General features: G+C 66.0%; 19 protein-coding genes. 6 read left to right on the top strand and 13 right to left on the bottom strand.

The features are described from left to right. Window positions 1–53 precede the first annotated feature (53 nt). The 4 genes from BLU17_RS22940 to BLU17_RS22925 all read right to left on the bottom strand — a co-directional run bounded on the left by BLU17_RS22940 (window position 54) and on the right by BLU17_RS22925 (window position 4,542). Window positions 54–1,439: an MFS transporter gene (locus BLU17_RS22940; protein ID WP_143189323.1), complete on the bottom strand. Its 1,386-nt coding sequence runs from the start codon at window positions 1,437–1,439 to the stop codon at window positions 54–56. Between the two features lie 199 nt (window positions 1,440–1,638). Next, window positions 1,639–2,610 (bottom strand): VOC family protein, encoded by a 972-nt coding sequence (locus tag BLU17_RS22935; RefSeq protein WP_092001737.1) that lies wholly within the window; start codon window positions 2,608–2,610, stop codon window positions 1,639–1,641. Between the two features lie 66 nt (window positions 2,611–2,676). Continuing rightward, window positions 2,677–3,249, bottom strand: coding sequence for a flavin reductase family protein (locus BLU17_RS22930; RefSeq protein ID WP_176929175.1), 573 nt, complete (start codon window positions 3,247–3,249; stop codon window positions 2,677–2,679). Window positions 3,250–3,294: 45 nt separating this feature from the next. Then, window positions 3,295–4,542 (bottom strand): acyl-CoA dehydrogenase family protein, encoded by a 1,248-nt coding sequence (locus tag BLU17_RS22925; protein WP_092001731.1) that lies wholly within the window; start codon window positions 4,540–4,542, stop codon window positions 3,295–3,297. Window positions 4,543–4,654: 112 nt separating this feature from the next. On the opposite strand from BLU17_RS22925, the gene BLU17_RS22920 reads away from it, so the two are divergent. Both BLU17_RS22920 and BLU17_RS22915 read left to right on the top strand, forming a co-directional pair. Beyond that, a complete protein-coding gene (locus BLU17_RS22920; RefSeq protein WP_092001729.1) occupies window positions 4,655–5,554 on the top strand; it encodes a LysR substrate-binding domain-containing protein in 900 nt (299 codons plus the stop codon). Between the two features lie 463 nt (window positions 5,555–6,017). Then, a complete protein-coding gene (locus BLU17_RS22915) occupies window positions 6,018–6,923 on the top strand; it encodes a hypothetical protein (RefSeq protein ID WP_143189322.1) in 906 nt (301 codons plus the stop codon). Window positions 6,924–7,540: 617 nt separating this feature from the next. Here BLU17_RS22915 and hutG read toward each other — a convergent pair. From hutG to BLU17_RS22880, 7 genes are all read right to left on the bottom strand, one after another. Then, window positions 7,541–8,347: an N-formylglutamate deformylase gene (gene hutG / locus BLU17_RS22910; RefSeq protein WP_092001723.1), complete on the bottom strand. Its 807-nt coding sequence runs from the start codon at window positions 8,345–8,347 to the stop codon at window positions 7,541–7,543. 27 nt (window positions 8,348–8,374) lie between these two features. After that, on the bottom strand, window positions 8,375–9,793 hold the full coding sequence (locus BLU17_RS22905) for a formimidoylglutamate deiminase (RefSeq protein WP_092001720.1): 1,419 nt from the start codon (window positions 9,791–9,793) through the stop codon (window positions 8,375–8,377). A gap of 4 nt (window positions 9,794–9,797) precedes the next feature. Then, window positions 9,798–10,469 carry a HutD/Ves family protein gene (locus tag BLU17_RS22900; protein ID WP_092001717.1) on the bottom strand — a complete coding sequence of 224 codons (672 nt, stop codon included), beginning with the start codon at window positions 10,467–10,469 and terminating at the stop codon, window positions 9,798–9,800. Continuing rightward, window positions 10,466–11,233 carry an amino acid ABC transporter ATP-binding protein gene (locus BLU17_RS22895; RefSeq protein ID WP_092001715.1) on the bottom strand — a complete coding sequence of 256 codons (768 nt, stop codon included), beginning with the start codon at window positions 11,231–11,233 and terminating at the stop codon, window positions 10,466–10,468. Before BLU17_RS22895 ends, BLU17_RS22900 begins: the two co-directional genes overlap by 4 nt. After that, window positions 11,230–11,898, bottom strand: a complete 669-nt coding sequence (locus tag BLU17_RS22890) for an amino acid ABC transporter permease (protein ID WP_092001712.1) — start codon at window positions 11,896–11,898, stop codon at window positions 11,230–11,232. Before BLU17_RS22890 ends, BLU17_RS22895 begins: the two co-directional genes overlap by 4 nt. A gap of 17 nt (window positions 11,899–11,915) precedes the next feature. After that, complete coding sequence (locus BLU17_RS22885; RefSeq protein WP_092001709.1) at window positions 11,916–12,671, bottom strand: transporter substrate-binding domain-containing protein; 756 nt, start codon at window positions 12,669–12,671, stop codon at window positions 11,916–11,918. Between the two features lie 81 nt (window positions 12,672–12,752). Further along, window positions 12,753–13,502: an IclR family transcriptional regulator gene (locus tag BLU17_RS22880; protein ID WP_092001978.1), complete on the bottom strand. Its 750-nt coding sequence runs from the start codon at window positions 13,500–13,502 to the stop codon at window positions 12,753–12,755. A gap of 344 nt (window positions 13,503–13,846) precedes the next feature. Between BLU17_RS22880 and BLU17_RS22875 the strand changes: the two genes are divergently transcribed. The 4 genes from BLU17_RS22875 to groL all read left to right on the top strand — a co-directional run bounded on the left by BLU17_RS22875 (window position 13,847) and on the right by groL (window position 20,151). After that, entirely contained in the window at window positions 13,847–14,665 is an 819-nt protein-coding gene (locus BLU17_RS22875) for a polysaccharide deacetylase family protein (protein ID WP_245746978.1), read from the top strand. A gap of 41 nt (window positions 14,666–14,706) precedes the next feature. After that, complete coding sequence (locus BLU17_RS22870) at window positions 14,707–15,987, top strand: putative glycoside hydrolase (RefSeq protein WP_245746977.1); 1,281 nt, start codon at window positions 14,707–14,709, stop codon at window positions 15,985–15,987. Next, complete coding sequence (locus BLU17_RS22865; protein WP_092001703.1) at window positions 15,942–18,383, top strand: serine hydrolase; 2,442 nt, start codon at window positions 15,942–15,944, stop codon at window positions 18,381–18,383. Before BLU17_RS22870 ends, BLU17_RS22865 begins: the two co-directional genes overlap by 46 nt. Window positions 18,384–18,552: 169 nt before the next feature. Continuing rightward, window positions 18,553–20,151 carry a chaperonin GroEL gene (gene groL, locus BLU17_RS22860; RefSeq protein ID WP_092001700.1) on the top strand — a complete coding sequence of 533 codons (1,599 nt, stop codon included), beginning with the start codon at window positions 18,553–18,555 and terminating at the stop codon, window positions 20,149–20,151. 209 nt (window positions 20,152–20,360) lie between these two features. Here groL and BLU17_RS22855 read toward each other — a convergent pair whose 3' ends face one another. Together BLU17_RS22855 and BLU17_RS22850 are read right to left on the bottom strand one after the other, a co-directional pair. Beyond that, window positions 20,361–21,683, bottom strand: coding sequence for an erythromycin esterase family protein (locus BLU17_RS22855; RefSeq protein ID WP_092001696.1), 1,323 nt, complete (start codon window positions 21,681–21,683; stop codon window positions 20,361–20,363). A 94-nt stretch (window positions 21,684–21,777) separates the two neighbouring features. Beyond that, window positions 21,778–22,491 carry a phosphoribosyltransferase gene (locus BLU17_RS22850; protein WP_092001693.1) on the bottom strand — a complete coding sequence of 238 codons (714 nt, stop codon included), beginning with the start codon at window positions 22,489–22,491 and terminating at the stop codon, window positions 21,778–21,780. Between the last annotated feature and the right edge of the window lie 33 nt (window positions 22,492–22,524).

The raw sequence follows: 22,524 nt of genomic DNA, 5'->3' as shown, positions 1-22,524 counted from the left end.
GATTGCCGTTGCAATGAGCCGGCGCCGCATACTGGCGGCACCGGCTCATGCCATCACGCGTTGGCGGCCTTGTCCACCGGATAGCGGCCCATCAGCAGAATCGCCAGCGCACCGAGCAGGCAGGCTGCCAGCGATGCCTGGTGCACCAGGGTATAAGAGTGGAGACGGTCGAACGCGAGGCCGTACAGGAACGGGCCACCGGCACCGCCCAGCGTCGCCGCGCCGAACAGACAGCCGTAAATCGCGCCGAACGAGCGCTTGCCGAAATACCGGCGCGCCATGAACGGAATCAGGTCGCCTTCCGAGCCCGTCGAAATGCCCAGCAACAGCGCGGCCAGCAGGACCATCGAAGGAATGTGCGACGCACTGGTTACGAAGATCACGAAGCCCAGCGCCCCGACGAGAAAGGCGGCACAGGCCACGAGCGGACCAAACACCCGGTCGAGCACGACGCCCAGCCCGACGCGCGCAATCGCGAGGCCCGCGCCCACGAGACCTGCCGCCTCCGCGCCGACCGTATGCCCAAGCCCGCGGTCGCTGGCGAACGGTGCGATATGCACGAAGCCTCCGAGAATCGCGCCTGACATCACGAACATGACAATCGCGAGCAACCAGAAGCGATAGCCGCGCATCGCCTCACGAAGCGTGAGCCCGGCCTCGGCCGAGGCGGTAGCCTGCACATCGGCGGCAAAGTATTTCTGGTCCGGCAGATTCCGGAACATCAGCCGATGCGCCACGATGCCGAGCACCAGCGCGACCAGCGCGCTCACGCCATACCACTGGCGCCAGTCCATCATCGCGCCAAACCGGTTGGCCGCGACCGGCGCGAGGAAACCGCCCACACCGGTTCCAATCATCGCGAATCCGAGTGCCATGCCGAGGCGCTTGTCGAAGACGCGCGGCAACACGCCCAGATAGCCAGCCGCTGTCGTTCCGGCCCCGAAGAAGCCGATCAGGAGGCCGACAACGGCGAAATACACGTGGCTGGCGGGGGCGACGGCAAGCGCGCCCATCGATATCGCCATGAGCACGATCGCGCCGGCCAGAACCTTGCTCCAGCCCAGACGGTCAGCGAGATAGCCGACGACAGGCGCACCCAGTGCCGTCCCGATCATCGAGAACATCGGCAGCACCGCGACGTCGGAGCGCCCCCAGCCGAACGTTACCGCCATCGATTTCAGAAATACGCCCGCGACGCTGAAAAACATCGGGCCGAAGCCGAACATCAGGCCAATGGCGGCACCGCAGACAATCCAGACGCTGGCGGACTTGCTTAAGGGCGACGCTGCCTCCAGCGAGGTGGGCGTCATTCTCGTGCTCAGTGAACTGCTCATGAAGCTCTGTCTCCGGATATCGTTTTTAATAAGCATTGACTGCTCGCGGATGCTGTTCGCCCTGGCCCCGACTCCGCTAACCATCGGTTGCCAGGCTGTATTCACCCATTTGACCTGCGTCAACGTTAAGGAGCAGTCAACGCAGCATACGGGGTGTCGTTCACCCCTCGAAAGCGATATTTTTTCAGCTTGAATGAGCCAAAATCATGAAAGCGAATTGCAATGAGCGTCGAGCCGCGACGCTTTCGTTGCGTTCGCATCAAGAATGTCGCGGCTTTGCGTCAGGCCAGCACGCACCGCCTCCTTAAACGACCTTCGTCCGGTTCACGAATCCACCTTCGCCATTGATTTCGACCGGCGCGAGCAAACCCAGCCTGGCGGCCGTCACGTTCTGTTCGCGCTGCTTCGCCTGGTTTTCTGGCGTTTCCCAACGGCGTTCGTGCCCCCAGAGGCTGAAGCACCAAAGCTCCTCGGGCGTCCAGGTGGCGCGGTCGATCGCTCGCCCTCCCCAACCTGTTTCCAGGAGGAACCCGCCGGGCGTTCTGGAGTAGAACGAAAACATATGATCATTGGAATGCCGGCCGAGACTGGTCTGAATCATGCCCGGCATCGTCAGCGCCTGGTCGTACAGGCGGCCGACATCGTCCATGAACTTATATTCGATCATGACGTGATGCAGGAAGCTGACAGGCGTCTTGACCAGCGCCAGCGAATGATGCCGATCGTTGGTATGGATAAAACGCACCTTGATTTCTGTGTCCAGATAGTCGGACAGGCCAAACCCGAGCAACTTCATGTAGAAATGCTCCATTTCCTCGAGTGAGGGCGTTCCGAGCACGATATGACCGAGCCCCAGCGCACCGGTACGGAAGCCGCCAATCGGGCGACCCGGCTTGAATTCGCTTTCGTCGGTACTTCGACCGGCAAAAAACTCGACACGATTCTTATCCGGATCAAGCGCCCACAGCATGTGCTGCACGCCGCGCACGGCACGCTCGGCCGCGCTGCTTTCGTGCACGGCAATGCCTGCCGCCGTCAATTCGCCACGCACCGTTTCCAAGGCTTCCGGGCTCTCGACTTTCATGCCGACAAAGCCGACGCCATTGCGTTGCGCCGGCTGCACCAGCATGCGCCAGGCGTAGTCGTCCATCCGCAGGCCGAGGCACTCGTTTGCCAGATCACGGACCTCGAAGCCGACATAATCCGCCGCAAACGTACGCCATTCGGCCGTATTGGTAGCGTCGATGCCCACATAGCCGATTTCGTCGATTTTCAATTCGCTCTCCTATATTGTTTTAAGTTGACGCACCAATACACGCCCGGTGCACCGACTCCCATCCGATCAGTTCGGGCTGGCAGTCTGCTCGCCGGGCAAACCTTGCGTCATCACGTACTCGCCATTACTGAAGGTCAGCGGCTTGCCGTCGAAGTGTGCATACTGCTTGACCTCGCCGATCAGGATCAGATGGTCGCCTGCTTCCTGCACCGAAACGCGCGCGCATTCCAGTTGCGCGACCGCGCCGTGGATCAGCGGTGCACCACCCAGGCCTGCCTCCCACGACACCAGCTCGAATTTTTCCGGCAGGCCCCGGCCAAACCATTGCGAGACCTGCATCTGGTCTTGCGCGAGCATGTTTACCGCGAAATGCTCGGCGTTCTTGTAGGCCTCGACCTGCTTCGATTCGCGCCGGATCGACCACAGAATCAATGGCGGATCCAGCGAAACCGAGGCAAAAGAATTCACCGTCATGCCGACCAGATTGTCACCATGCCTGGCCGTGACGACCGTCACGCCCGTTGGATACCGGCCCAGACAGCGACGAAACGCGCGGCTGTCGTGGAGCGGTTGCCCGCGTTCGACCACGGGCCACCGTCCGCCGTTGCCGACGGCCGGTTGTACCTGTTGTTTCAACATCATTCTATTTCGGCTCCTTCATGTCAGCCGGAGAGGTACGCGCCATCAGCGCCAGTAATTGGCGGTGGCGAAGTCCTGGACCTTGAATTCGGGCGCCGGCAGGCCCATCAACGCCCGCGAATACAAGCCCGCAGCGAATTCCTTACCGCCCGTACCGTGCACGCGGGCAGCCATCAGATTCCGGAAAATCAGCTGCATGGGATTGGTGCTCAGCGAAGCCACCGCGCCAACCAACGGCCAGATGTCATGCAAAGCATCGAAGCAGACGGCGAACGCGTCGGCGGATTCGTAGCGCACACGCAGGCGATCCACATGCGAAACCGGCGTGCCGTTGCAGGCCTGATCGAAAACGTGGCGCCAGCTGTTCAGCGTGCGGTTGCGGATATCGTTCACCCGCGTCAGGGCATCCGCGAACTTAAGATGGAGGAACGGATTGTCGGTCAGGCGCGCCCCGGTACCCATTTTCGTCAGACGATTGCGCGACTGCTCCTTGAACAGGCTCACGCCCTCCAGGGCCGTACCAATCACCGTGTTGGCGGCGGTCGAGAAGAACACGGTCATCCAGGAAACGCCGCGGTACAGCGGCGTATTGAGGACTTCGTAGCCGGCGTTGTTGTCGTTGATGACATCCGCAAGCACGTGAATGCGATGGTTCGGTACGAAGACCTTGTCCGCAATGACCGCCTTGCTGCCGGTACCGCGCAGACCCTGCACGTCCCAGCTACTATGGTCGATGGTCAGATCTCCGATCGGCACCATGAAGTTGCGCTCACCGCCGCCCAGCATCACGAAATGGGCGAAATCGACGCCGCTGGAGAAGGTCCACTTGCCATCGAGAATATAGCCGCCCTCAGCCGGCTCGGTCTTGCCAAGCGGCGCGTAGGAGCTGGAGGCGCGGGCATCCGGGCCGTAGGTGCCCCAGAAATCCTCGTGCAGCTGCGGGTCCATCGCGGCGATTTCCAGCGCGTGGCAGGTAATCTGGCCGGCGATCCAGGCAGCGGAGCTGTCGCACTGCGCAATTCGCATGAGGCCATCGAAAAAGTCCGCCGGCGAGAGTTCCAGACCGCCGTATTGCAGCGGCGTGAAGCTGCGGAACACGCCGGCTTCGATCATCGCTTCGACGCTGGCGTCCGGCACGCGGCCGTCGCGCTCGGATTGCTCGCGGCCGGCGCGCAGCACAGGCAGGATGGCATCGACTGCCTTCAGAAATTCCACGCCGGCTTTTAGCGCACGCTGGCGATAAGCTTCGCCATCTGCAACCGTGAAAGGCTGGGTTTCGATCACTGCGTCCATAGTGTCTCTGTTGGTGTAGTTCGAGTGGACACAGTGTAGGTGCGGGAAGTCCGCAAGCTAAAACGATTACTTGTCCGTTAAAATGAAGTGAACTCATGCAAAACGAACTGGTATGAAACCTCTTCCTTCTCTCACGGCGGTCAGGTATTTTGAGGTTTCCGCACGCCTGCAAAGCTTTACTGCGGCGGCTGCAGAGTTGCACGTGACCCAGGGTGCCGTCAGCCGCATGATCCAGACGCTGGAGGAGCAGCTCGAAGCCCGTCTGTTCGAGCGCAACGGCCGCTGGATCTCCCTGACGCCGGCGGGCAAGGTCTATCACGAGCAGATCACGGCGGGCCTGAACCAGATCGCCGAGGCGAGCCACGCGCTGCGCACCGGTGCGGACATGCCGGCGCTCACGCTATCCGTCAACGCCGGTTTTTCACTTTGGTTGGTGCACAACATCAGCGATTTCCGCGCCAGGCACCCCGATATTCAGATCGACATCATGCTCCATGAGCTCGGGGAAATCGATAACGACCCACGCATCCAGGCGCATATCCGCTATGGCTCGCCGCCGTGGCCAGGCTACGATTCGACCAGCTTGCTCGACAGAGCTGAAATGGTGGTGGTGTGTTCCCCGCATATGAAGCACTTGGACCAGGTACGGGAACCCGCGGACTTGCTGAAACAGCCCTTGCTCAGCTTTGCCGGTACGCGCCACGACCCGTGGCAGGATTTTTTCGGACACAACGGACTTCAAATGCCCGACCTGGGCAAATCCCCACGCTTCCTGCAAATGCTGATGATGCGTGAAGCCGCCATCTCGGGCCTTGGCTTCACGGTGGTGCCCTTGTTTCTCTTCCAGCGGGATATTCGGGAGGGGAGGCTGGTACGCGCGCTTCCCCATACCTGTCAAACCCATCAGGGCTACCACTTTATTCACCGCAAGGACGAAGACCTCAATCCGAGGGTCAAGACTTTCAAGAAATGGCTGCTGGCAAGATTGCGGGCGACAATTGATGCGCTTTGATGGCCGCACCGCGCAGGTCTGCCGAACTGTTCGGCGATGATGCTCGCGAGGTTTTATCCGGCAGTTGGAAATAGGTATGTCCCATCACGAAAGTCCGTAGATTGATGCAAGGCAGCGGCCCGAAGGCGGCACGACATGGTTGGCGAATGGCGGCAGATGGCCGGGACGGCGATCGACTCGTGTGTGCCTGTTATGCAGAAAGGCATAACCCAACCCGTAGCGGACCTTCGGCCTTCTCCAAAGCTGCCGTTCAAGGTGCGCGGCTAGACTGGGTTTTGGCTGGCAAGCCGCGCTGCTGACTCACCAAACCACCTGGGGAACTTATGGATAGCGTCGGTGGCGGCGGGCATCGATGTATGCAACGATTCGGTTTGTTAAAGCATTCAAAAATATCGCCGTAATACAACAGTCAGAAACGAGTTGGGGGCGCATAAGCATGCTTATTAGTCCAGCGAGTCCGGCCTTGTTAGCCGGTGATCAGAACCTCAGCCTTAGCCGAACGGCTCTCGCTCAGCCTGCCGCGCAGGACGGCACGGCGGCATCGCCAGTTACCATTTCGAAGGTGCAGCCGGCCACGCCGATCGACACCGAGGCGCTCGGCGTGCTCCTGCGGATGAGCAGCAACGACCTCATGCCGGCTGCCCTGCAAGGTCAGACTTCCTTCAATCTCAGCCAAGGCAGCGCCGACGCCACGACGCTCGACAAATACCGGCAGGCTCTGGACACTAATAGCCGCACCGATGCGGATGCGCAGGCGGTCGCTACAGCGCTCGTGACGTCGTTGCGGCAGCTCATTCTGCAGCGCCCCGATCTTGCCAATGCACAATTCGACTTCCAGTCCGATAACGGCACGATCAAGGTGACGTCCAACAGCCTCAGCAACAGCGACCGGACCTGGCTGCAGAATCTGCTGAACGGCAACGATGCGCTGGTTCAGGCCGTCAATACGTTTCGCTCAGACCTGGTGGGCGGTTATTCTGCGTGGGCGGCCGCCGACGGTCAGCCGCTGGACGCCACACAGTCCGCCGCAGTCAGCAAGCAAGCGGATGGTCTTGTGAACTTCATGCAGCTCTTTGGGCAAATGGGCGCCAGTACCGACATTCCGAACCAAGACCCGAACGTGTACGCGTTTGACGGCGCGAAGATCAATCTGACGCAGAACGCGGGCAGTGCGGTGGGGTTTCTCAGTCTCATGCAGAGCGCACAGGCTGTCGCGAACGGATTGGACTACACGACGACGCCCAATGGAACGTATTACGGCGTCGATCGTTTCAACATCTTTGAGCAGAACCTGAGCGCGCCCATGTCCATCCGGATTCCTTTCTTTCCTCCGGGTGCGACATCGCTCGGCGTGCACGAGACGGCCTGATTGGAATGCCGTTGAGCGCAGCTCTGACCTATCAGTTTTGATAGCTGTCGGAACTGATATCCGAGTGCAAAACCGCTGTGCAGCCCCATATTCGCTTGCGAGCACTGTGCTCGTGGCATTTGACGGATTGTCGACGATCTACGCGACGCCGCTGATTGTCCGTTGCTTGGCCGTCACCGGCAGTTCGGCGGCGCATTGGACACATTTTACATCGCAACGGTGGCGCCAACAGTGCGCTCTCTTATGGCCGTCGGACGCGGTTCATAGCGCCTGATGTGCCGAGGCTTACGCGCCTTGATGCACCGTCTCCCCAGTCGCCGCGTACTCCGCTGACGGGAAGCTTCGGCTGAGCGAACCTCGATCGGAGCAAGCATGGCTGCGCGGCAACGCCTGGTCGCCGCGGCGACAGGTGTACGCGCTGGCTGATTCGCGCGTTCGCAGAGATCTCAAGCGCGTAGTCGATGAACAGTTCCCCGCCGGGCTGGATGTCCTTGATGGCATTGATGTAGACGCGGCCTGATTGCGCGAAATGGCTTTGACAAAAAATCCGCGAGAGCAAAGTACAGATGCCGTGTTCCGGCTCAGGACGACCGCATGCATCCCACCGCGCTGCGAATTCACCCGGCGGCGTTCAGCGCCTTCACGGCTTCCAGCGCGCCGCTCACCATCGCGCCCACCACCGGTTCGACGCTTTGCGCGAGCGACGGCACGTAATCGAACGGCGCCGCTTCGCTCATGTAAGTCGACTGGCACATCTCCAGTTGCACGGCATGTATCCCGTGCTGCGGCGCGCCGTAGTGACGCGTGTTGTAGCCGCCCTTGAAGCGGCCGTTCGCCACCCACGTAAAACCGCTCGCCGCCGCCGCGCGCTCGACGGCCGCCTGCACCGACGGCGCCGCCGTGCGTCCATCCTGCGTGCCGATGTTCAGATCCGGCAGCTTGTTCTCGAAAAGCCGCGGCAGCACGCTCGCAATCGAGTGCGCCTCCCACAGCAGGACGTTGGCGTGTTGCGCGCGCAGCCGCTGCAGTTCGGCACGCAGCGCGTCGTGATACGGCTGCCAGTACACCTCGACGCGGCGCTGCCGCTCGGCCGCGTCGGGCACGCGCCCCTCGATATAAAGCGCTTCTCCGCGAAACGTCTCGGTCGGGCAAAGCGACGTCGTCGTTTGCCCGGGATACAGGCTTTCGTCGTTCGGCGGCCGGTTCAGATCGATCACGTAGCGCGAAACGCGCGCGCCGAGTATCGTCGCGCCGAGCGCCCTCGCAAATGCATAGACCCGGTCGAGGTGCCAGTCGGTATCCGCGACCGTGTGCGCGATTTCCGTGTAGGCATCGCGCAGCGTCGCGGGAATCTGCGCGCCGAGGTGAGGTATCGAGATCAGCAGCGGCGCCGTGCCGCGTTCGAGCGAATAGAGGTCGGTCATGGGGAGCCCGTTCGGTTGGCCGCGCGCTCAGGCGTCGGCGACGAGATGATTCAGTGCCCGGCGATAGCCGGCGTAGAGGCGTGCTTCGTCGCGGTGGCGCCGCTGCGAGACCACCTGCTCGCCGCCCACGTAGACGTCGCGAACCGGCGTCTCGCCGTGCTCGCAGAACACGACCGCCGAGAGCCATGTCTGCGGCGCCTGCTGGGCGAGGTTCGGATGTTGCGGGTCGAGCACGAGCCAGTCGGCGCGTGCGCCCTCCTCCAGTGCGCCCACGGCGCGCCCGCTCGCGCGCGCGCCGCCCGCCAGCGCGGCGCCGAAAAGACGGTCGGCGACCTGCGCGGTTTGCGCCGAGGCAAGCACGTTACGCTCGCGCCGGACGAGCCGCTGCCCGTACTCCAGCAGACGCAGTTCCGCGCGCCAGTCCACGCCGATGTGGCTGTCGGAGCCGACGCCGAATGCGCCCTGGGCTTCCAGGTAGTCGCAAGCCGGAAAGATGCCGTCGCCGAGATTCGCCTCGGTCGTCAGGCACAGGCCCGCTACCGCGCCGCGCTTCGCGAGCGCCAGCGTCTCCGCGCGATCGACGTGCGTCGCGTGCACGAGGCACCAGCGCGCGTTCACGTCGAAGCGATCGAGCAGCCATTGCACGGGCCGCGCGCCTTCGGCCGCGAGACAGGCTTCCACCTCGGCAGTCTGTTCAGCAACGTGGATATGCACGGGCGCGCCGGGCAGCATGGCGTCCAGTCCTTCGACCAAGGTACGCAGCGACGCTTGCGAAACGGCGCGTAGCGAATGCGGTGCCACGCCGTAGCGCAGCGAGTCGTGCTCGGCCCGGACGCGCCGCAACGACTCGACGATGGCGAGCAACTGCTCGGGCGTGTTGACGAAGCGCCGCTGATCGTCGCGCGGCCGTTGCCCGCCAAAGCCGCTGTACTGGTAGAGCACGGGCAACATGGTCAGGCCGATGCCGGTCTCCGCCGCCGCATCGACCACGCGCAGCGCCATCTCCGCCGGCCGCGCATATCGCCGGCCGTCCTGCGCGTGATGCACGTAATGGAATTCGCAGACAGACGTGTAGCCGGCCTTGAGCATCTCGACGTAAAGCCAGCTCGCGATCGCGCCGAGATCGTCGGGCGTCACGCGCGCCGCGAAGCGATACATGAGATCGCGCCAGCTCCAGAAGCTGTCCGAGGGATTCGCGCGATATTCGGTGAGGCCCGCCATCGCGCGCTGAAATGCATGCGAGTGCAGATTCGGCATGCCGGGCACAAGCGGGCCCGCCGCGCACGCGACGCCCGCGGGCGCTTCAGGCAGTCCGGCTGTCACGCCGCGCAGTGTGCCGGCCGCGTCCCATTCGAGCAGCACGCCGCGGCGCCAGCCCCCCGGGAGCCAGGCATGTTCCGCGAAGAGTGCGTTTGTCAAAGGGAGCGAGTGAGTGGGAGTTTCCATGAAATCAAGCCCGGCTTCGCGCCGGTTCAGGCGGGGTTCGCCGATCCCCGGGGAAGACAATATCGAGTGTGACGACCAGCAGCGCGCCCGGTCCGCGCGATTCGATGTCGATGCCCTGCCCCGCTTCGACGCGCAGCGTGTCGCCGGGCGCGAGCGCCACGAAGGCGGCGCCGGTCACGCTCGCTTCGACCGGTCCTTGCGCGGCATGCAGCAACACCGTCTGCGCACGGACGTTGCGGCGCCCTGCCGTGCGCCACGTCTGGAGCGCGCCCCGCGCCGCGCCTCGACGCACCATGAGGTTGAAAACCCGTACGGGCCCGGCGACGAGCCGCGCGTCGATCACGGATTCGCCGGCAAAGCGGGCCGCTTCGAGCGCATGCGCGAGCGTGTGCGTCGCGCGAGGCGCATGCCCTTCGGCCTGCGCTTCGTCCAGCAGCAATCCGGCGCCATCGGTCAGCATGAGCGTGCGGTCGACGCCCGCGAAGCGCGAAAACGGCCCGGCTCGTGCGATGTCCGCGAGGCTCGCGCGCCAGGCAAAGCCATCGGGCGACGGGCCGCCGGTGGGCCACGCCGCGATTTCGCGCGTCGTCCCGCCGCCATTTTTCCAGAGCGCGGGCGCGAGGTCGGCGCCGCGCAGCAATGCGACGCTTGCGCCGCTTTCGGACGAGAGGCTCATGCGCGCGACAGCACTGCTTGCAGGAAGCTGCGCGTGCGAGGCTGCGCCGGCGAGGTGAAGATCGCGGAGGGCGGCCCCGCCTCGACGATCTCCCCGCCGTCCATCACCACGACGACGTCGGCCACCTCCTTCGCGAAGCCCATTTCGTGGGTGACGACCACCATCGTCATACCCTCGGAAGCCAGCAGCTTCATCACCTGCAGCACTTCGCCAACGAGCTCCGGGTCGAGCGCCGAGGTCGGCTCGTCGAACAGCATCACGCGCGGCTGCATGGCAAGCGCGCGCGCAATCGCGACGCGCTGCTTCTGCCCGCCCGAGAGGCTGGCCGGCATGACATGCGCCTTGTGTGCGAGCCCGACTTTCTCGAGCAGGGCGAGCGCCGCCGCTTCGGCTTGCGCTTTCGACGCGCCGCGCAACATGCGCGGCCCGACGGTGATGTTGTGCAGCACCGAAAGGTGCGGGAACAGGTTGAACGACTGGAACACCATGCCGACTTCGGTGCGCAACGCATTGAGCGCTCGGTCCTTGAGCATCGTGCCATTTTCCACGAGGCGATGCCCGCAGATGTCAATGGTGCCGCCCTCGGGCTGCTCGAGCCCGTTGCAGCAGCGCAGGAACGTGCTCTTGCCCGAGCCGCTCGGGCCGATCACCACGACCACCTGCCGAGGCTCGATGTCGAAGTCGATGCCGTTGAGCACGAGGTGCGAGCCGAACGACTTCTTCAGCCCGCGAATGCGGACGATCAGGTCGGATTTCGCGCTCATTGAACCATTCCTCCCGCGCGCAGGCGGCGCTCGACGCGATGCAGCACATAGTTGGTCGTCTGCGTGAGCACGAGATAGACGAGCGCGATCACGAGATATACCTCCAGAGAGCGGTACGACACGCTGATGATCTTCTGGCCTTCATGCATGAGGTCGTCGATGGTCAGCAGCGAGACCAGCGCGGAATTCTTGATGAGCGCGATGAATTCGTTGCCGAGCGGCGGGATCATGCGAACGACGGCCTGCGGGAGAATGATCGCACGCATGGCCTGACCCGCCGACATCCCGATCGAACGCGCGGCCTCCATCTGCCCGCGATCGACGGACTGTATCGCGCCACGAACGACCTCCGAGACATAGGCCGCCGAATAGAGCCCGAGCCCCAGCATGCCGCACACGAACGCGGGCAGCAGGATATTGAACTGCGGCAGGCCGAAGAACAGCAGAAACAGTTGCACGAGCAACGGCGTACCGCGAAAGAAGATGAGGTAGCCGGTGCACAAGCCATAAATGAGGCGCCGCTGCGGCGCGAGCCGGCCGATGCCGATCAGCAGCCCGAGCATGCAGCTGAGCACGAGCGACGCGGCGGTCACTTCGACCGTGACCAGCGCGCCGTGTGCGATGTCGGCCCAACCGGCGATTGCCGGAGAGAAGTCGAGTTGCATGGGTCAGATCCGCGTGCTCACTTCGAGCCCGTTCCGAACCATTTGCTGACGATCTGGGCGTAGGTGCCGTCGGCCTTGATCTTCGCGAGCGCCGCGTTCAGCGCGTCGCGCAACTGCGGTTCGTCCTTGCGCACGGCGATGCCGTAAGCTTCCTTCGTCAGTTCCGTGTCGAGCACGCGAAAGCCGGGGCGCGTGCGCGCGAACTGGTATGCGGCGGGCTTGCCGGTAACGGCGGCGTCGGCGCGGCCAATGCCGACGAGATCGAACATCTCCTGGTTCTTCTCGACTTCCACGCGCGTGACCTTCGGGTAGTTGTCGCGCAGGAAGTTCACCGACTTCGTCCCCACCTGCACCGTGACCTTCTTGCCGTCGAGCTCGGCGAGCGTCTTGATCGGCGAGTCGGCCTTGACGAGCGCAACGAGGCCGCCCGCGAAGTACGGCTGGGAGAAGTCCACCACCTGGCTGCGCTCGGGCGTGATGTAGATGCCGGAGATCGCGGCGTCGAAGCGATGCGCGATGAGCCCCGGAATGAGGCCCTTGAAGTCGATGTCGGTCCACTGGACCTGCTTGCCCATCGCCTTGGCGAGCGCGTTCATGAGATCGACGTCGAAGCCGGTGCGCTGGCCGTTCTCGGTGAACTCCATCGGCGGGAACGTCGCGTCGGTCGCGACCTGGAGCACGTTCTGGGCTTGCGCGCGGGCCGTGCCGGGAGCGGCGGCGGCGAACATCGCGACGCCAAGGCACATGGCGGACAGCAGCTTATGCAGTTTCATGGTTGGACTCCTGTGTGGTTTGTCTGGACGTTTGAGGCACCGGCATGGATCGTCGCCGTCATCATGGCTATCGTTCTGCTATCAACCGGCTTGCAGGCGGGCCGAAATGGCGTGGGCGGTGCGCAGCGTCCAGTCGGCGAGTTGCGGCTCCCGGCCGGCGACGCGCGACGACGGCGCCATCAAGGTGATCGATGCGTTCGCAACGGCCCCGCGCGCGACGCGCCTGAACACGGGCGCGCTCACGCCCCATACGCCCGGGTCGACCTCGCTGTCGCTCACCGCGTAGCCTCGTTCGCGTATCTGCTCCAGTTCCGCTTCGATAGCCGCGCGGCCCTTCGCATTGCCGGCGAAGATGCGCTCGAGCGACTCGATGCGCGCCTTTTCGGGCAGAAACGCGAGCAGCGACTTGGCCGACGCGCCCGCCGTGAGCGGAACCGCACGGCCCTTCTCGAAGGAGCAGCGCAGCGAATGGGGGCTCTCGATCATTTCGAGGCACACCACCTGATCGTTGACCGCGACGACGAGTCCCACGCTCTCCTGCGACGCCCGCGCGAGCTGAAGCATGCCGTCACGGCTCGCTTCGACGAGCAGCGAATTGACGTCGAAGCCGAGCGCGAGCTGCAGGCTGATCGGCCCTGGCGCGTAATAGCCGGCGTCCTCGGTCACGAAGCCCCAGCGCTTGAGCAGCGCGACCTGGCGGTAGAGCGTGCTCTGCGCGAGACCAGTGGCGCTGAGCATGTCCTTCATCGACATGGCCTTGCCACGGCTCGCGAGTGCCGAAAGCACCAGCAGCAGCCGTTCCGCACCTGTGACGCCTGGTTCCTGTTTCACCTGGAGGACCAAAGTTGAATCGATGCACTCAGCATGCCACGTCACTCCCGGAAATCAAAAATACGATTCCCACGGGATGAGAATATGAGAGAGGGGGTTTTCCCTGGCATGGGAGCGCGCGAGCCGAATGCCGTCGCGACCGGCGAGACGAGCGGCGTTCCCGTCACGCGCCCGAGGTCAGCACCGCAAATCCTCGCGAATTCGCCCTTCATCGCACCGTTGATTCAGATCAAGCGCGAACCGGGCCGGACTAGTTCGAATAGACACGGCAACCACAAAACGCGCGGCGAGCGCTGGCGACAGCAACCCGCGAACAGCAACAAGCATAAAAACCGGACGGGAATATGCGCGCTTTCCACCGCAAGCTCGGCTGCATGTTGACGCTGCTTCTGGCCATGGCCACGGCATTGCGCCCGTTCGCGGCGCTCGCGGAAGCGGAGCCCGCGGCGCCCGAGGCATCGATCCTCGTCTACCATCGCTTCGCCGACGAAGCGACGGATTCGATGACGGTACGCGTCGCCACATTCGAAGCGCATCTCGCCTGGCTGCGCGCGCACGGCTACCGGATCGTGCCGCTGCGCGACATCGTCGCGTGGATCGACGATCCGTCGGCGACGCTGCCGCCCAAGGCCATTGCGATCACGGTCGACGACGGTCATCGCTCGGTCTACGAAGTCATGCGCCCCATCGTTCTACGCGAGCGTTTTCCGGTCACCTTGTTCATTTATCCCTCGGCCATCTCGAACGCGTCCTATGCGATGACCTGGCCCGAGTTGCGGGAGCTTCGCGACACCGGACTCTTCGACATCCAGTCCCATACCTGGTGGCACCCGAACTTCAACACCGAGCGGCGGCGCCTTTCGGGGCCCGCCTTCGAACAGTTCGCGCTCACGCAGTTCACGCACTCGCGCGACCTGCTCGAGCATCAGCTCGGCGGCCGCGTCGACATGCTCGCCTGGCCATTCGGCATCTACGACGACGAACTGGTCGCGCTCGCGCGGCATGCCGGGTACCGCGCCGCTTTCACGATCGAGCCGCACAACGTCGCGCGCTCGACACAACCGCTTGCGATCCCGCGCTTTCTGATGGTCGATGCCTGCACGCCCGCGCGCCTCGGCCAACTGCTCGGCCAGCATCCCGCCGCTCGTCAGCCACAACCCTGAGCCCCGCCATGTCCCGCATGTCACCTTTCGCAAAGTTCGCGATGAAAGCCGCTGCCTTCGGGCATGCGATCTCGTGGGGCGCCCCCCTCGCTCTCGCCCTCGGGCTTGCGTGCAGCGGCGCTTGCGCGCAGGCGGCCGGTCCGCAAGGCGTCGTCATCGATGCGAAGACGCGCGCGCCGATACCGGAGGCCATCGTGACGATCGGCGGCCGCGCGCTGCGCACGGACGCGCACGGCGCGTTTGCCGCGCCCGCGCCGGGCACGAACGTGGCGGCGCGGGCGCCCGGCTATCTGCGCGCGCAGACGAGCGTGGCCGAAAACGCGCCCGTGACGCTCGCGCTCAAGCCGTTCCGGCCCAGGGCCGTCTACCTTTCCGTGTACGGCGTGACGAGCCGCACGCTGCGCGGCGACGCCGTGGCGCTCAACGCGAGCAACGGCATCAACGCGCTCGTGATCGACGCCAAGGGCGACCGCGGGATCACGCCGTGGCGCGACGCCGCGCGCGAAGCCATCGGCGCGATCCGCCACGTGAGCGTGCAGCCGCCCTACGTCGACGACTTCGCCGCGCTCGTCGCCACGCTCCACGAACAGGGCTTCTATCTGATCGCGCGCATCGTCGTCTTCAAGGACGATCCGCTTGCCAGCGCCCATCCCGAATGGGCGGTGCGCGACGCGGCGGGCCGGCTGTGGCGCGACCGGGAGTCGCTGCAATGGGTCGATCCGTTCCAGCAGGCGGTTTGGGCGCACAACATCGACATTGCCGAGGAGGCCGCGCGCATCGGCTTCGACGAGATCCAGTTCGACTACGTGCGCTTTCCCGATGCGCCGGGCCTGCGGTTCAGCGCACCGAACACGCGTGCGAACCGAACGGCCGCGATCGTCGGCTTTCTCAACGCGGCCCGCGCGCGTCTCACGCCCTATAACGTGTTCGTCTCCGCGGATATCTTCGGCTACGTGTGCTGGAACCTCGACGACACCGCCATCGGCCAGCAGCTCGAGCAGCTCGGCGCGCCGCTCGACTACATCTCGCCGATGCTCTATCCGTCGGGTTTCACGTGGGGACTGCCCGGCTGCAATCGCCCGACGGCGGAGCCGGGCCAGATCGTGGGGCGCTCGCTCGCCGAGGCGAAGACGCGCACAGGCTTGCCCGGCGTGCGCTTTCGGCCGTGGCTCCAGGCGTTTCGCGACTACGCGTTCGATCATCGCGAATTCGGCGCCGAGGAAATCCGCGAACAGGTGGACGCCGCCGATGCCGCCGGCACCGACGGCTGGATGCTATGGAACCCCCGCAATCACTACGATCCGGCGCAACTGCCGCATTGAGGCACAAGCGACCCCGCGGCACGCCATGGCGGCTTGCGGCCGCACTCGCCGTCGCCCTGGCGGGCTGCGCCGTGCAGCCCCCGTCGAGGCAAGCGGCTGCCGCGCCGCCTCCTGCCGGCTTGCGCCCTTTCGAAGAGCCGCCCGCGCCCGGGCCGCGCGTGCCGGCCGGGATCGATACGATCGTCGCCGCACAGATCGCCGCGAGGCGTATTTCCGGCGCCGTGATCGAGGCGGGCGACGCCCGGTCGAGCACATGGCGCTACGCCGCCGGCACGCGCACGCGCGACCCGCAGCCCGAGCCCATGACGATGGACACCGTCTTCGATCTCGCCTCTCTCACGAAGGTGATTGCCACGACGACAGCGGTGCTGCAACTCGTGGAGGCGGGCCGGCTCGACCTCGACGCCCCCGTCGCCCGCTACTGGCGCGCTTTCGGCGCGCACGGCAAAGGCGACATCACCGTGCGCGCGCTGCTTTCGCATACGTCGGGGCTGCCGCCCGAGGTGCCGGTTACGCATGCCGCCGATGCGGACGCCGTCCTGCGCGAAGCCGCCGACGCGGTTCCGGACGCCGCGCCGGGCGCGCGCGTGATCTATAGCGACGTGAACTTCATCGTGCTCGCGAAGCTCGTGGAGCGCGCGAGCGGCGAACGCCTCGACGCGTATTGCCGGGAGCACATCTTCGCGCCGCTCGGCATGGTCGATACCGGCTTCAGGCCTGACGCCGCCCTCGCCGCGCGCATCGCGCCGACAAGCGCCCTCCCGAGGGGAACCGTGCACGATCCGGTCGCGGCGCGCATGGGCGGCGTCGCGGGGCATGCGGGCCTCTTTTCGACGACCGGCGATCTCGCGCGCTACGCCCGCATGCTGCTGCAAGGCGGCACGCTCGACGGCGTGCGCATTCTGGGCGCATCGAGCGTCGCCCTGCTTGCGCAGCCCGCCTCGCCCATCGATGCGCCGCCATGGCGCGGCCTCGGCTGGGAACTCCAGGCGCCGGGGGTCGCGAACCGCGACCGGCTCGTTCCGATCGGGGCGTTGAAGCATACCGGTTACACGGGCACGGCCCTGTGGATCGACTTCGCCACGGACCGCTTTCTGATCGTGCTGAGCAACCGTGTGCTGATGGGCACGCGCGGTGACGCCGAGCCCCTGCGCGCGCAGATCAGTTCACTGGTGGCAAGCGGCGCGCCGCCGCTGTCCGAAGCGCAGCTCGTGCAGCGTCTGCCGTGGGCCGCGGCGACACTCGCAGCGGCGCGCGTCGTGCCGCATGCGCGCGGGCCGGTGATGACAGGTCTCGACGTCCTCGCCGCACAGGGTTTCGCGCCGCTCGCGGGATTGCGCGTCGGCCTCGTGACGAACCGGAGCGGCATCGACGGCGAAGGCAGGCGCACGGTCGACGTGCTCGCTCATGCGCCCGGTGTCGCGCTGCGCATTCTGTTCGCACCCGAGCACGGGCTGAACGGCGACATCGACGCGCCGTTCGGCGACGCGACCGACGCGGCGACGGGGCTCCCCGTGGTCAGCCTCTACGGAAACGGCCAGCGCTTTCCGGCGCATGCGCTCGACGAACTCGACGCCCTCGTCTTCGACCTCCAGGACGCGGGCGTGCGCTTCTTTACCTACGAGACGACGCTCGGCTACGCGCTCGAAGCGGCTGCGGCGCGCGGGATACCGGTCTTCGTGCTGGACCGCCCCGATCCGCTGGGCGCGGCGCGTTTCGGCGGGCCGCTGCTCGATGCCGCGCACACGTCGTTCACCGGCTACACGGCGCTGCCTCTGCAGCCCGGCATGACCCTTGGCGAGCTCGCGCGTTACTTCAACGGCGCGCGGCACATCGGCGCGCACCTCCATGTCATACCGATGAGCGGCTACCGCCGCGAGATGGCATTCGCGGGCACCGGCCTCGCGTGGACGCCGCTCTCGCCGTTTCTGCGCACGCCGCAGGCGCTCGCGCTCTACCCGGACGTGGCGCTGATCGAGGGCGCGAACGTGAGCGTCGGGCGCGGCACGCCGCATCCCTTCGAGTGGATCGGCGCGCCATGGATCGACGGCGTTGCGCTGGCCGCCGCGTTGAATGCGGCGAATGCCGGTGCGCGCTTCGAGCCGATCGATTTCGTGCCGACCGAATCCGCCTGGCGCGGCGTGCTGTGCCACGGCGTGCGGGTGGTCAACGTGGACGCCGCGCGCGAGCCGGGCGGGCTCGGTCTCACCCTGGTCGCGGCGCTGCGCCGCGGTTGGCCGCAGACCTTCGACTTCGCCGCGACGCGCGCCCTGATCGGTTCCGACGCAGTCTGGCAGGCGCTGGACCACGACGCTGATCCGGCAAAGGCGCTGGCGCTCGCGCGGCAGCAAGCGCGCGCATTCGCGCCGGATCGCATGCGCTATCTGCTGTACTGAAGGAACGTCCGGACGCGCGCAGCGCGAACGTCGCGGGCGCGCCGTCCGGCACCGGTTGATGCAGGTCAACCGCTCGATGTCTCGACGCGATGGAATAAGAGGTGCATGAGCGGCCCGGCGCCCACGGTGCCGGAACGTATGCCTAACGATCACGACAGCGAGGCCCATTGTGACTGGCAAGACTCTCGTATTCCATCAGGCGGCCCGCCAGCGTCTTCTCGATGGCGTCAACGCGCTCGCCGAAGCCGTGAAGGTGACACTCGGCCCGGGCGGGCGCAACGTGATCGTCGAGCGCACCGGCGACACGCCGCTCATCGCGAACTCGGGCGTGGTCGTGGCCGGCTCCGTGGCGCTGCCCGATTCGTTCGAGGAGATGGGCGTGCGCCTCATGCGCGAAGTCGCCACGCGCACCAGCGAACTCGCGGGCGATGGCACGACCACGGCGACGACGCTCGCCCAGGCCATCATGGTGGAGGGCAACAAGTACGTCGCGGCCGGCTTCGACCCGATGGCGCTGCGGCGGGCCATCGAATCCGCTGGCCAGCGGGTCGTCGCGCGGTTGCGCGAGCTGGCGCGCCCGTGCGCCGGCACGGACGAGGTGCGCCACATCGCCACGATCTCGGCGAGCGGCGACGCGAGCATCGGGGGCATCGTCGCGCAGGCCGTCGAGCGCGTGGGCCGGGACGGCGCGATCAGCATCGAAGACGGCTCGAAGCTCGACGACGAACTGGAAACCGTGGAGGGCTCGCTGATCGAGCACGGCTTCGCGTCGCCGCTCTTCGTCGGCGACGACGCGCACGAAGTCGTGCTCGAAGAGCCGCGCATCCTGCTGTGCGACACGGCGATCAGTTCGATTGCCCAGATGCTGCCGCTGCTCGAAGCGCTCGGCGCCACAGGCAAACCGCTGCTCGTGGTGGCGAACGAGATCGAAGGCGAGGCGCTGGCGACGCTCGTGGTCAACCATCTGCGCGGAACGCTGAAGTCGTGCGCGGTTCGCTCGCCCGAGTTCGGCGAGCGACGCAGCGAAACGCTGAACGACCTCGCCACGCTGACCGGCGCCACCGTCATCTCGCCGCAAACCGGCCGCACGCTCGAGCACGCCACGCTCGACGATCTGGGAACCGCGCGCCGCGTCGAGGTCGCCCGCGACACCACGACGATCGTGGAAGCGCGCGGCGACCGGCGCCGCCTCGAAGAGCGCGTTGGCGCGCTGCGCGCGCGCATCGAGCAGCTCAGTCCCGGCAACGAACGCGACGCGCTCTCGCGCCGCCTCACGCGTCTCGCGGGCGGCGTGGCCGTCATTCGCGTCGGCGCCGCCACCGAAACGGCGTTGCACGAGCGCAAGAACCGCTTCGAGGACGCGCTCCACGCCACGCGCGCGGCGGTCGAGGAAGGCATCGTGCCGGGCGGCGGGGTCGCGCTGCTGCGCGCGCGAACGGTTCTCGAAAACTTCGGCGCCGACGAAACCGCCCGTGCCGGCGCGAAGATCGTCCACGACGCACTGGCCGCGCCGCTGGCCCAGATCGCCCAAAACGCCGGCGCCGACGCCCAGGTAATCGTGCACACCGTCAGCGCCGCGCAGGATGCGTGGGGCTATGACGCCGCCCACGGCACGTTTGGCGACATGATTGCGGCGGGCATTGTGGATCCGCTGAAGGTCACGCGCACAGCGTTGCAGAACGCGGTATCCATTGCTTCCCTGCTGCTCACGACAGACTGCATGATCGCCCGGCAGGCGAACCCGGGCCTTGATGAACGAGCCGAATGAACGTCGGCGCCTGCGTGCCGGCCATGGCGACGCAGGCGACGAGCGCAGGTCGCCACGTTCGATTCGCGGCAGGTTGATCGACCGCAACCCGAGGGCTCGCATGCCCCGCGCACCGAAGTCGCCCGGTTCGGGCTGGAGCAGCCTGGCCGGCGACGCGTTGCTTCGTCGCCGGCCGGTCACGACAGCCCGGCCCGCCGCTGCTGCCTGGTCTACACCAAAGGCGTCTCGGTGCTTCCCTCGCGCCTGTGCCAGCCGGCTGCCGGTTCGAGCGGCTCGAGCGCGCTGGTTTCATCGAGATGAAAAAGCGCGTCGAACTGTGAGGCGAGCCGGGCTTCGAAATAATGGCTGTGCCGTTCCGTCTGCGGCAGATACAGCACGCCGATCGCCCGCTCGAGCATGGGTTCGCCGAGCGGGCGCGAGGCTTCGTCCTGCATCGGCAAAAAGAAGCGGTCGTAACCCGTCGTGTGGAACACATGCTCCCAACTGCCGGGCAGCGCGGGACGCACCCATTTCTGCTCGACTTCGCCATCCCACTGCGAAGCCGCCGACACATGCCCGGTATAGGTCGTGAATCCCACCAGCAACGCCCGATGCTGCGTATTTTCGCGCACGATCTGACCGAGGTTCCACTCCCCGCGCCGCCGCGACTCCGTTGCGCGGGCATCGCCGAGATGCGAGTTGTGCGCCCACACGACCACCTTGCCGCTGCCGCCGCGGCGCACGCGGTAGCGGGCCAGCGCGAACAGCGTGTTGGCCATGTGGGCGTCGCGCAGATTCCACGTGTTCAGCCGGCTGCTGAACATCCCGCGGTAGTACGCCTCGGCGTTGACCACGACCTGCGCATTCTGCTCGGCGAAGAACTGCGCGTCGAGCGCGTCGGTGCCGTCGCGCGAAAGGTAGTCGAATTCGTCCGAGCGCAACTGCTGAAGCTGCCGCACCGCACCGGCCTGCGCGGCGGGCCGCGCACCAAGCGCCGCCGCGTAGCCATAGGCCTGCGGCTCCCGCACGTGGTCCAGCGCCGCGTAGCGCTCGCGCGCCAGCGCGGCCTCGCCCGGGTCCACGCCCTCGAGATAGCGGATCACCGCGTCCGCGGACCGGTAGAGGCTGTAAAGATCGAGACCATAAACGCCCACACGCTGGCGCTGAGGCCGCGTCGCGTTGATTTCGCGCAGCGCCGCAATGAAATCGTGCACCTCGCGATTGCGCCACATCCACACGGGGAAGCGCTCGAAGTCATGAAGCGCTGACGTGGCGTCGTCGGTCCCGTCGCCCTGCACAAAACGGTTGATGCGCCAGGCGTCGGGCCAGTCGCCTTCGATGGCGACGGTATCGAAGCCGCACTCGGTGATGAGGCGCAGCGTGATTTCCGCGCGCATGCGGTAGAACTCGGCCGTGCCGTGGGTGGCCTCGCCGAGCAGGACCAGATCGCGGCCGCGCACCATTTCGAAAAGTGCATCGTAATCCGTCGTATCGCCGGTCAGACGCTGAGCCAGCGAGCGAACGGCGAGGAAGGGGGTTGTCGATGGCTGCATGACGAAGTCTCTCCATGCGGGATGCGAAAGTGGCGAGGAAACCCGCCTGCCGACGACGGGCTGCGGCTGGCGCGCCGCGCAAGCCGTATGCAGGTCAGGCCGCGCCGTCCTCCGGCGAAGGGGGCTGCGCGCCGTCACCGTCGCTGCGCGTGGCCTTCCTTTGCCAGTCGCGCGCGGCGCCGAGACAGGCTCGCACCTCTTCGTCGCTCGTCTGCGTGAAGTCGTCGTAAAACTGCCCGATGCCCATGAACCAGTCCGGCTGCATCACATGGACGAAGTCATCCGCGACCGACTCGAAACGCGCTTCGGCTCCGGCCGGGCACACGGGCACCGCGACGACGATCTGCTTCGGGCGCCGTGTGCGCAGCGCGCTGAGGGCCGCGTGCATTGTCGAACCGGTCGCCATGCCGTCATCCACGACGATGACGGTTTTGCCCTCTACGGCGGCAGGCGGCTCCTGCCCCCGGTAAGCCGACTCGCGACGCGCGAGCTCGATGCGCTCGCGCGCGACGGCATCCAGAATCTGCTCCTCGCTCACATGAAGCGCGCGCAGCACCGAATCGTTCAGGTAGATCGCCTCGCCGGTCGCGATGGCGCCCATTGCAAGTTCGGGGTTGTGCGGCGCGCCAAGCTTGCGCACGAGAAGCACGTCGAGCGGGCAGCGCAAGACCTTCGCCACCTCATAGCCGACCGGCACGCCGCCGCGCGGCAGCGCCAGCACCACGACGTCGCTGCGCCCGGCGTAGCGCCCCAGCGCCGCTGCGAGCTGCCTGCCGGCGTCGGCGCGATTGCGAAATACGTGACTCATGGTCGATGTCCTGTAGCAACGCATCGCCAGCCC

The organism is Paraburkholderia lycopersici (genome assembly GCF_900096975.1).
Lineage (GTDB): Bacteria > Pseudomonadota > Gammaproteobacteria > Burkholderiales > Burkholderiaceae > Paraburkholderia > Paraburkholderia lycopersici.
This window is presented reverse-complemented; position numbering and strand designations above follow the sequence as displayed.

Bases quoted from the DNA above. Each gene is read 5' to 3' on its own strand.
- BLU17_RS22930 (WP_176929175.1), bottom strand. From the start codon at position 3,249: ATGTTGAAACAACAGGTACAACCGGCCGTCGGCAACGGCGGACGGTGG.
- BLU17_RS22925 (WP_092001731.1), bottom strand. From the start codon at position 4,542: ATGGACGCAGTGATCGAAACCCAGCCTTTCACGGTTGCAGATGGCGAA.
- BLU17_RS22920 (WP_092001729.1), top strand. From the start codon at position 4,655: ATGAAACCTCTTCCTTCTCTCACGGCGGTCAGGTATTTTGAGGTTTCC.
- hutG (WP_092001723.1), bottom strand. From the start codon at position 8,347: ATGACCGACCTCTATTCGCTCGAACGCGGCACGGCGCCGCTGCTGATC.
- BLU17_RS22905 (WP_092001720.1), bottom strand. From the start codon at position 9,793: ATGGAAACTCCCACTCACTCGCTCCCTTTGACAAACGCACTCTTCGCG.
- BLU17_RS22900 (WP_092001717.1), bottom strand. From the start codon at position 10,469: ATGAGCCTCTCGTCCGAAAGCGGCGCAAGCGTCGCATTGCTGCGCGGC.
- BLU17_RS22895 (WP_092001715.1), bottom strand. From the start codon at position 11,233: ATGAGCGCGAAATCCGACCTGATCGTCCGCATTCGCGGGCTGAAGAAG.
- BLU17_RS22890 (WP_092001712.1), bottom strand. From the start codon at position 11,898: ATGCAACTCGACTTCTCTCCGGCAATCGCCGGTTGGGCCGACATCGCA.
- BLU17_RS22885 (WP_092001709.1), bottom strand. From the start codon at position 12,671: ATGAAACTGCATAAGCTGCTGTCCGCCATGTGCCTTGGCGTCGCGATG.
- BLU17_RS22875 (WP_245746978.1), top strand. From the start codon at position 13,847: ATGCGCGCTTTCCACCGCAAGCTCGGCTGCATGTTGACGCTGCTTCTG.
- BLU17_RS22870 (WP_245746977.1), top strand. From the start codon at position 14,707: ATGAAAGCCGCTGCCTTCGGGCATGCGATCTCGTGGGGCGCCCCCCTC.
- BLU17_RS22865 (WP_092001703.1), top strand. From the start codon at position 15,942: ATGGAACCCCCGCAATCACTACGATCCGGCGCAACTGCCGCATTGAGG.
- BLU17_RS22855 (WP_092001696.1), bottom strand. From the start codon at position 21,683: ATGCAGCCATCGACAACCCCCTTCCTCGCCGTTCGCTCGCTGGCTCAG.
- BLU17_RS22850 (WP_092001693.1), bottom strand. From the start codon at position 22,491: ATGAGTCACGTATTTCGCAATCGCGCCGACGCCGGCAGGCAGCTCGCA.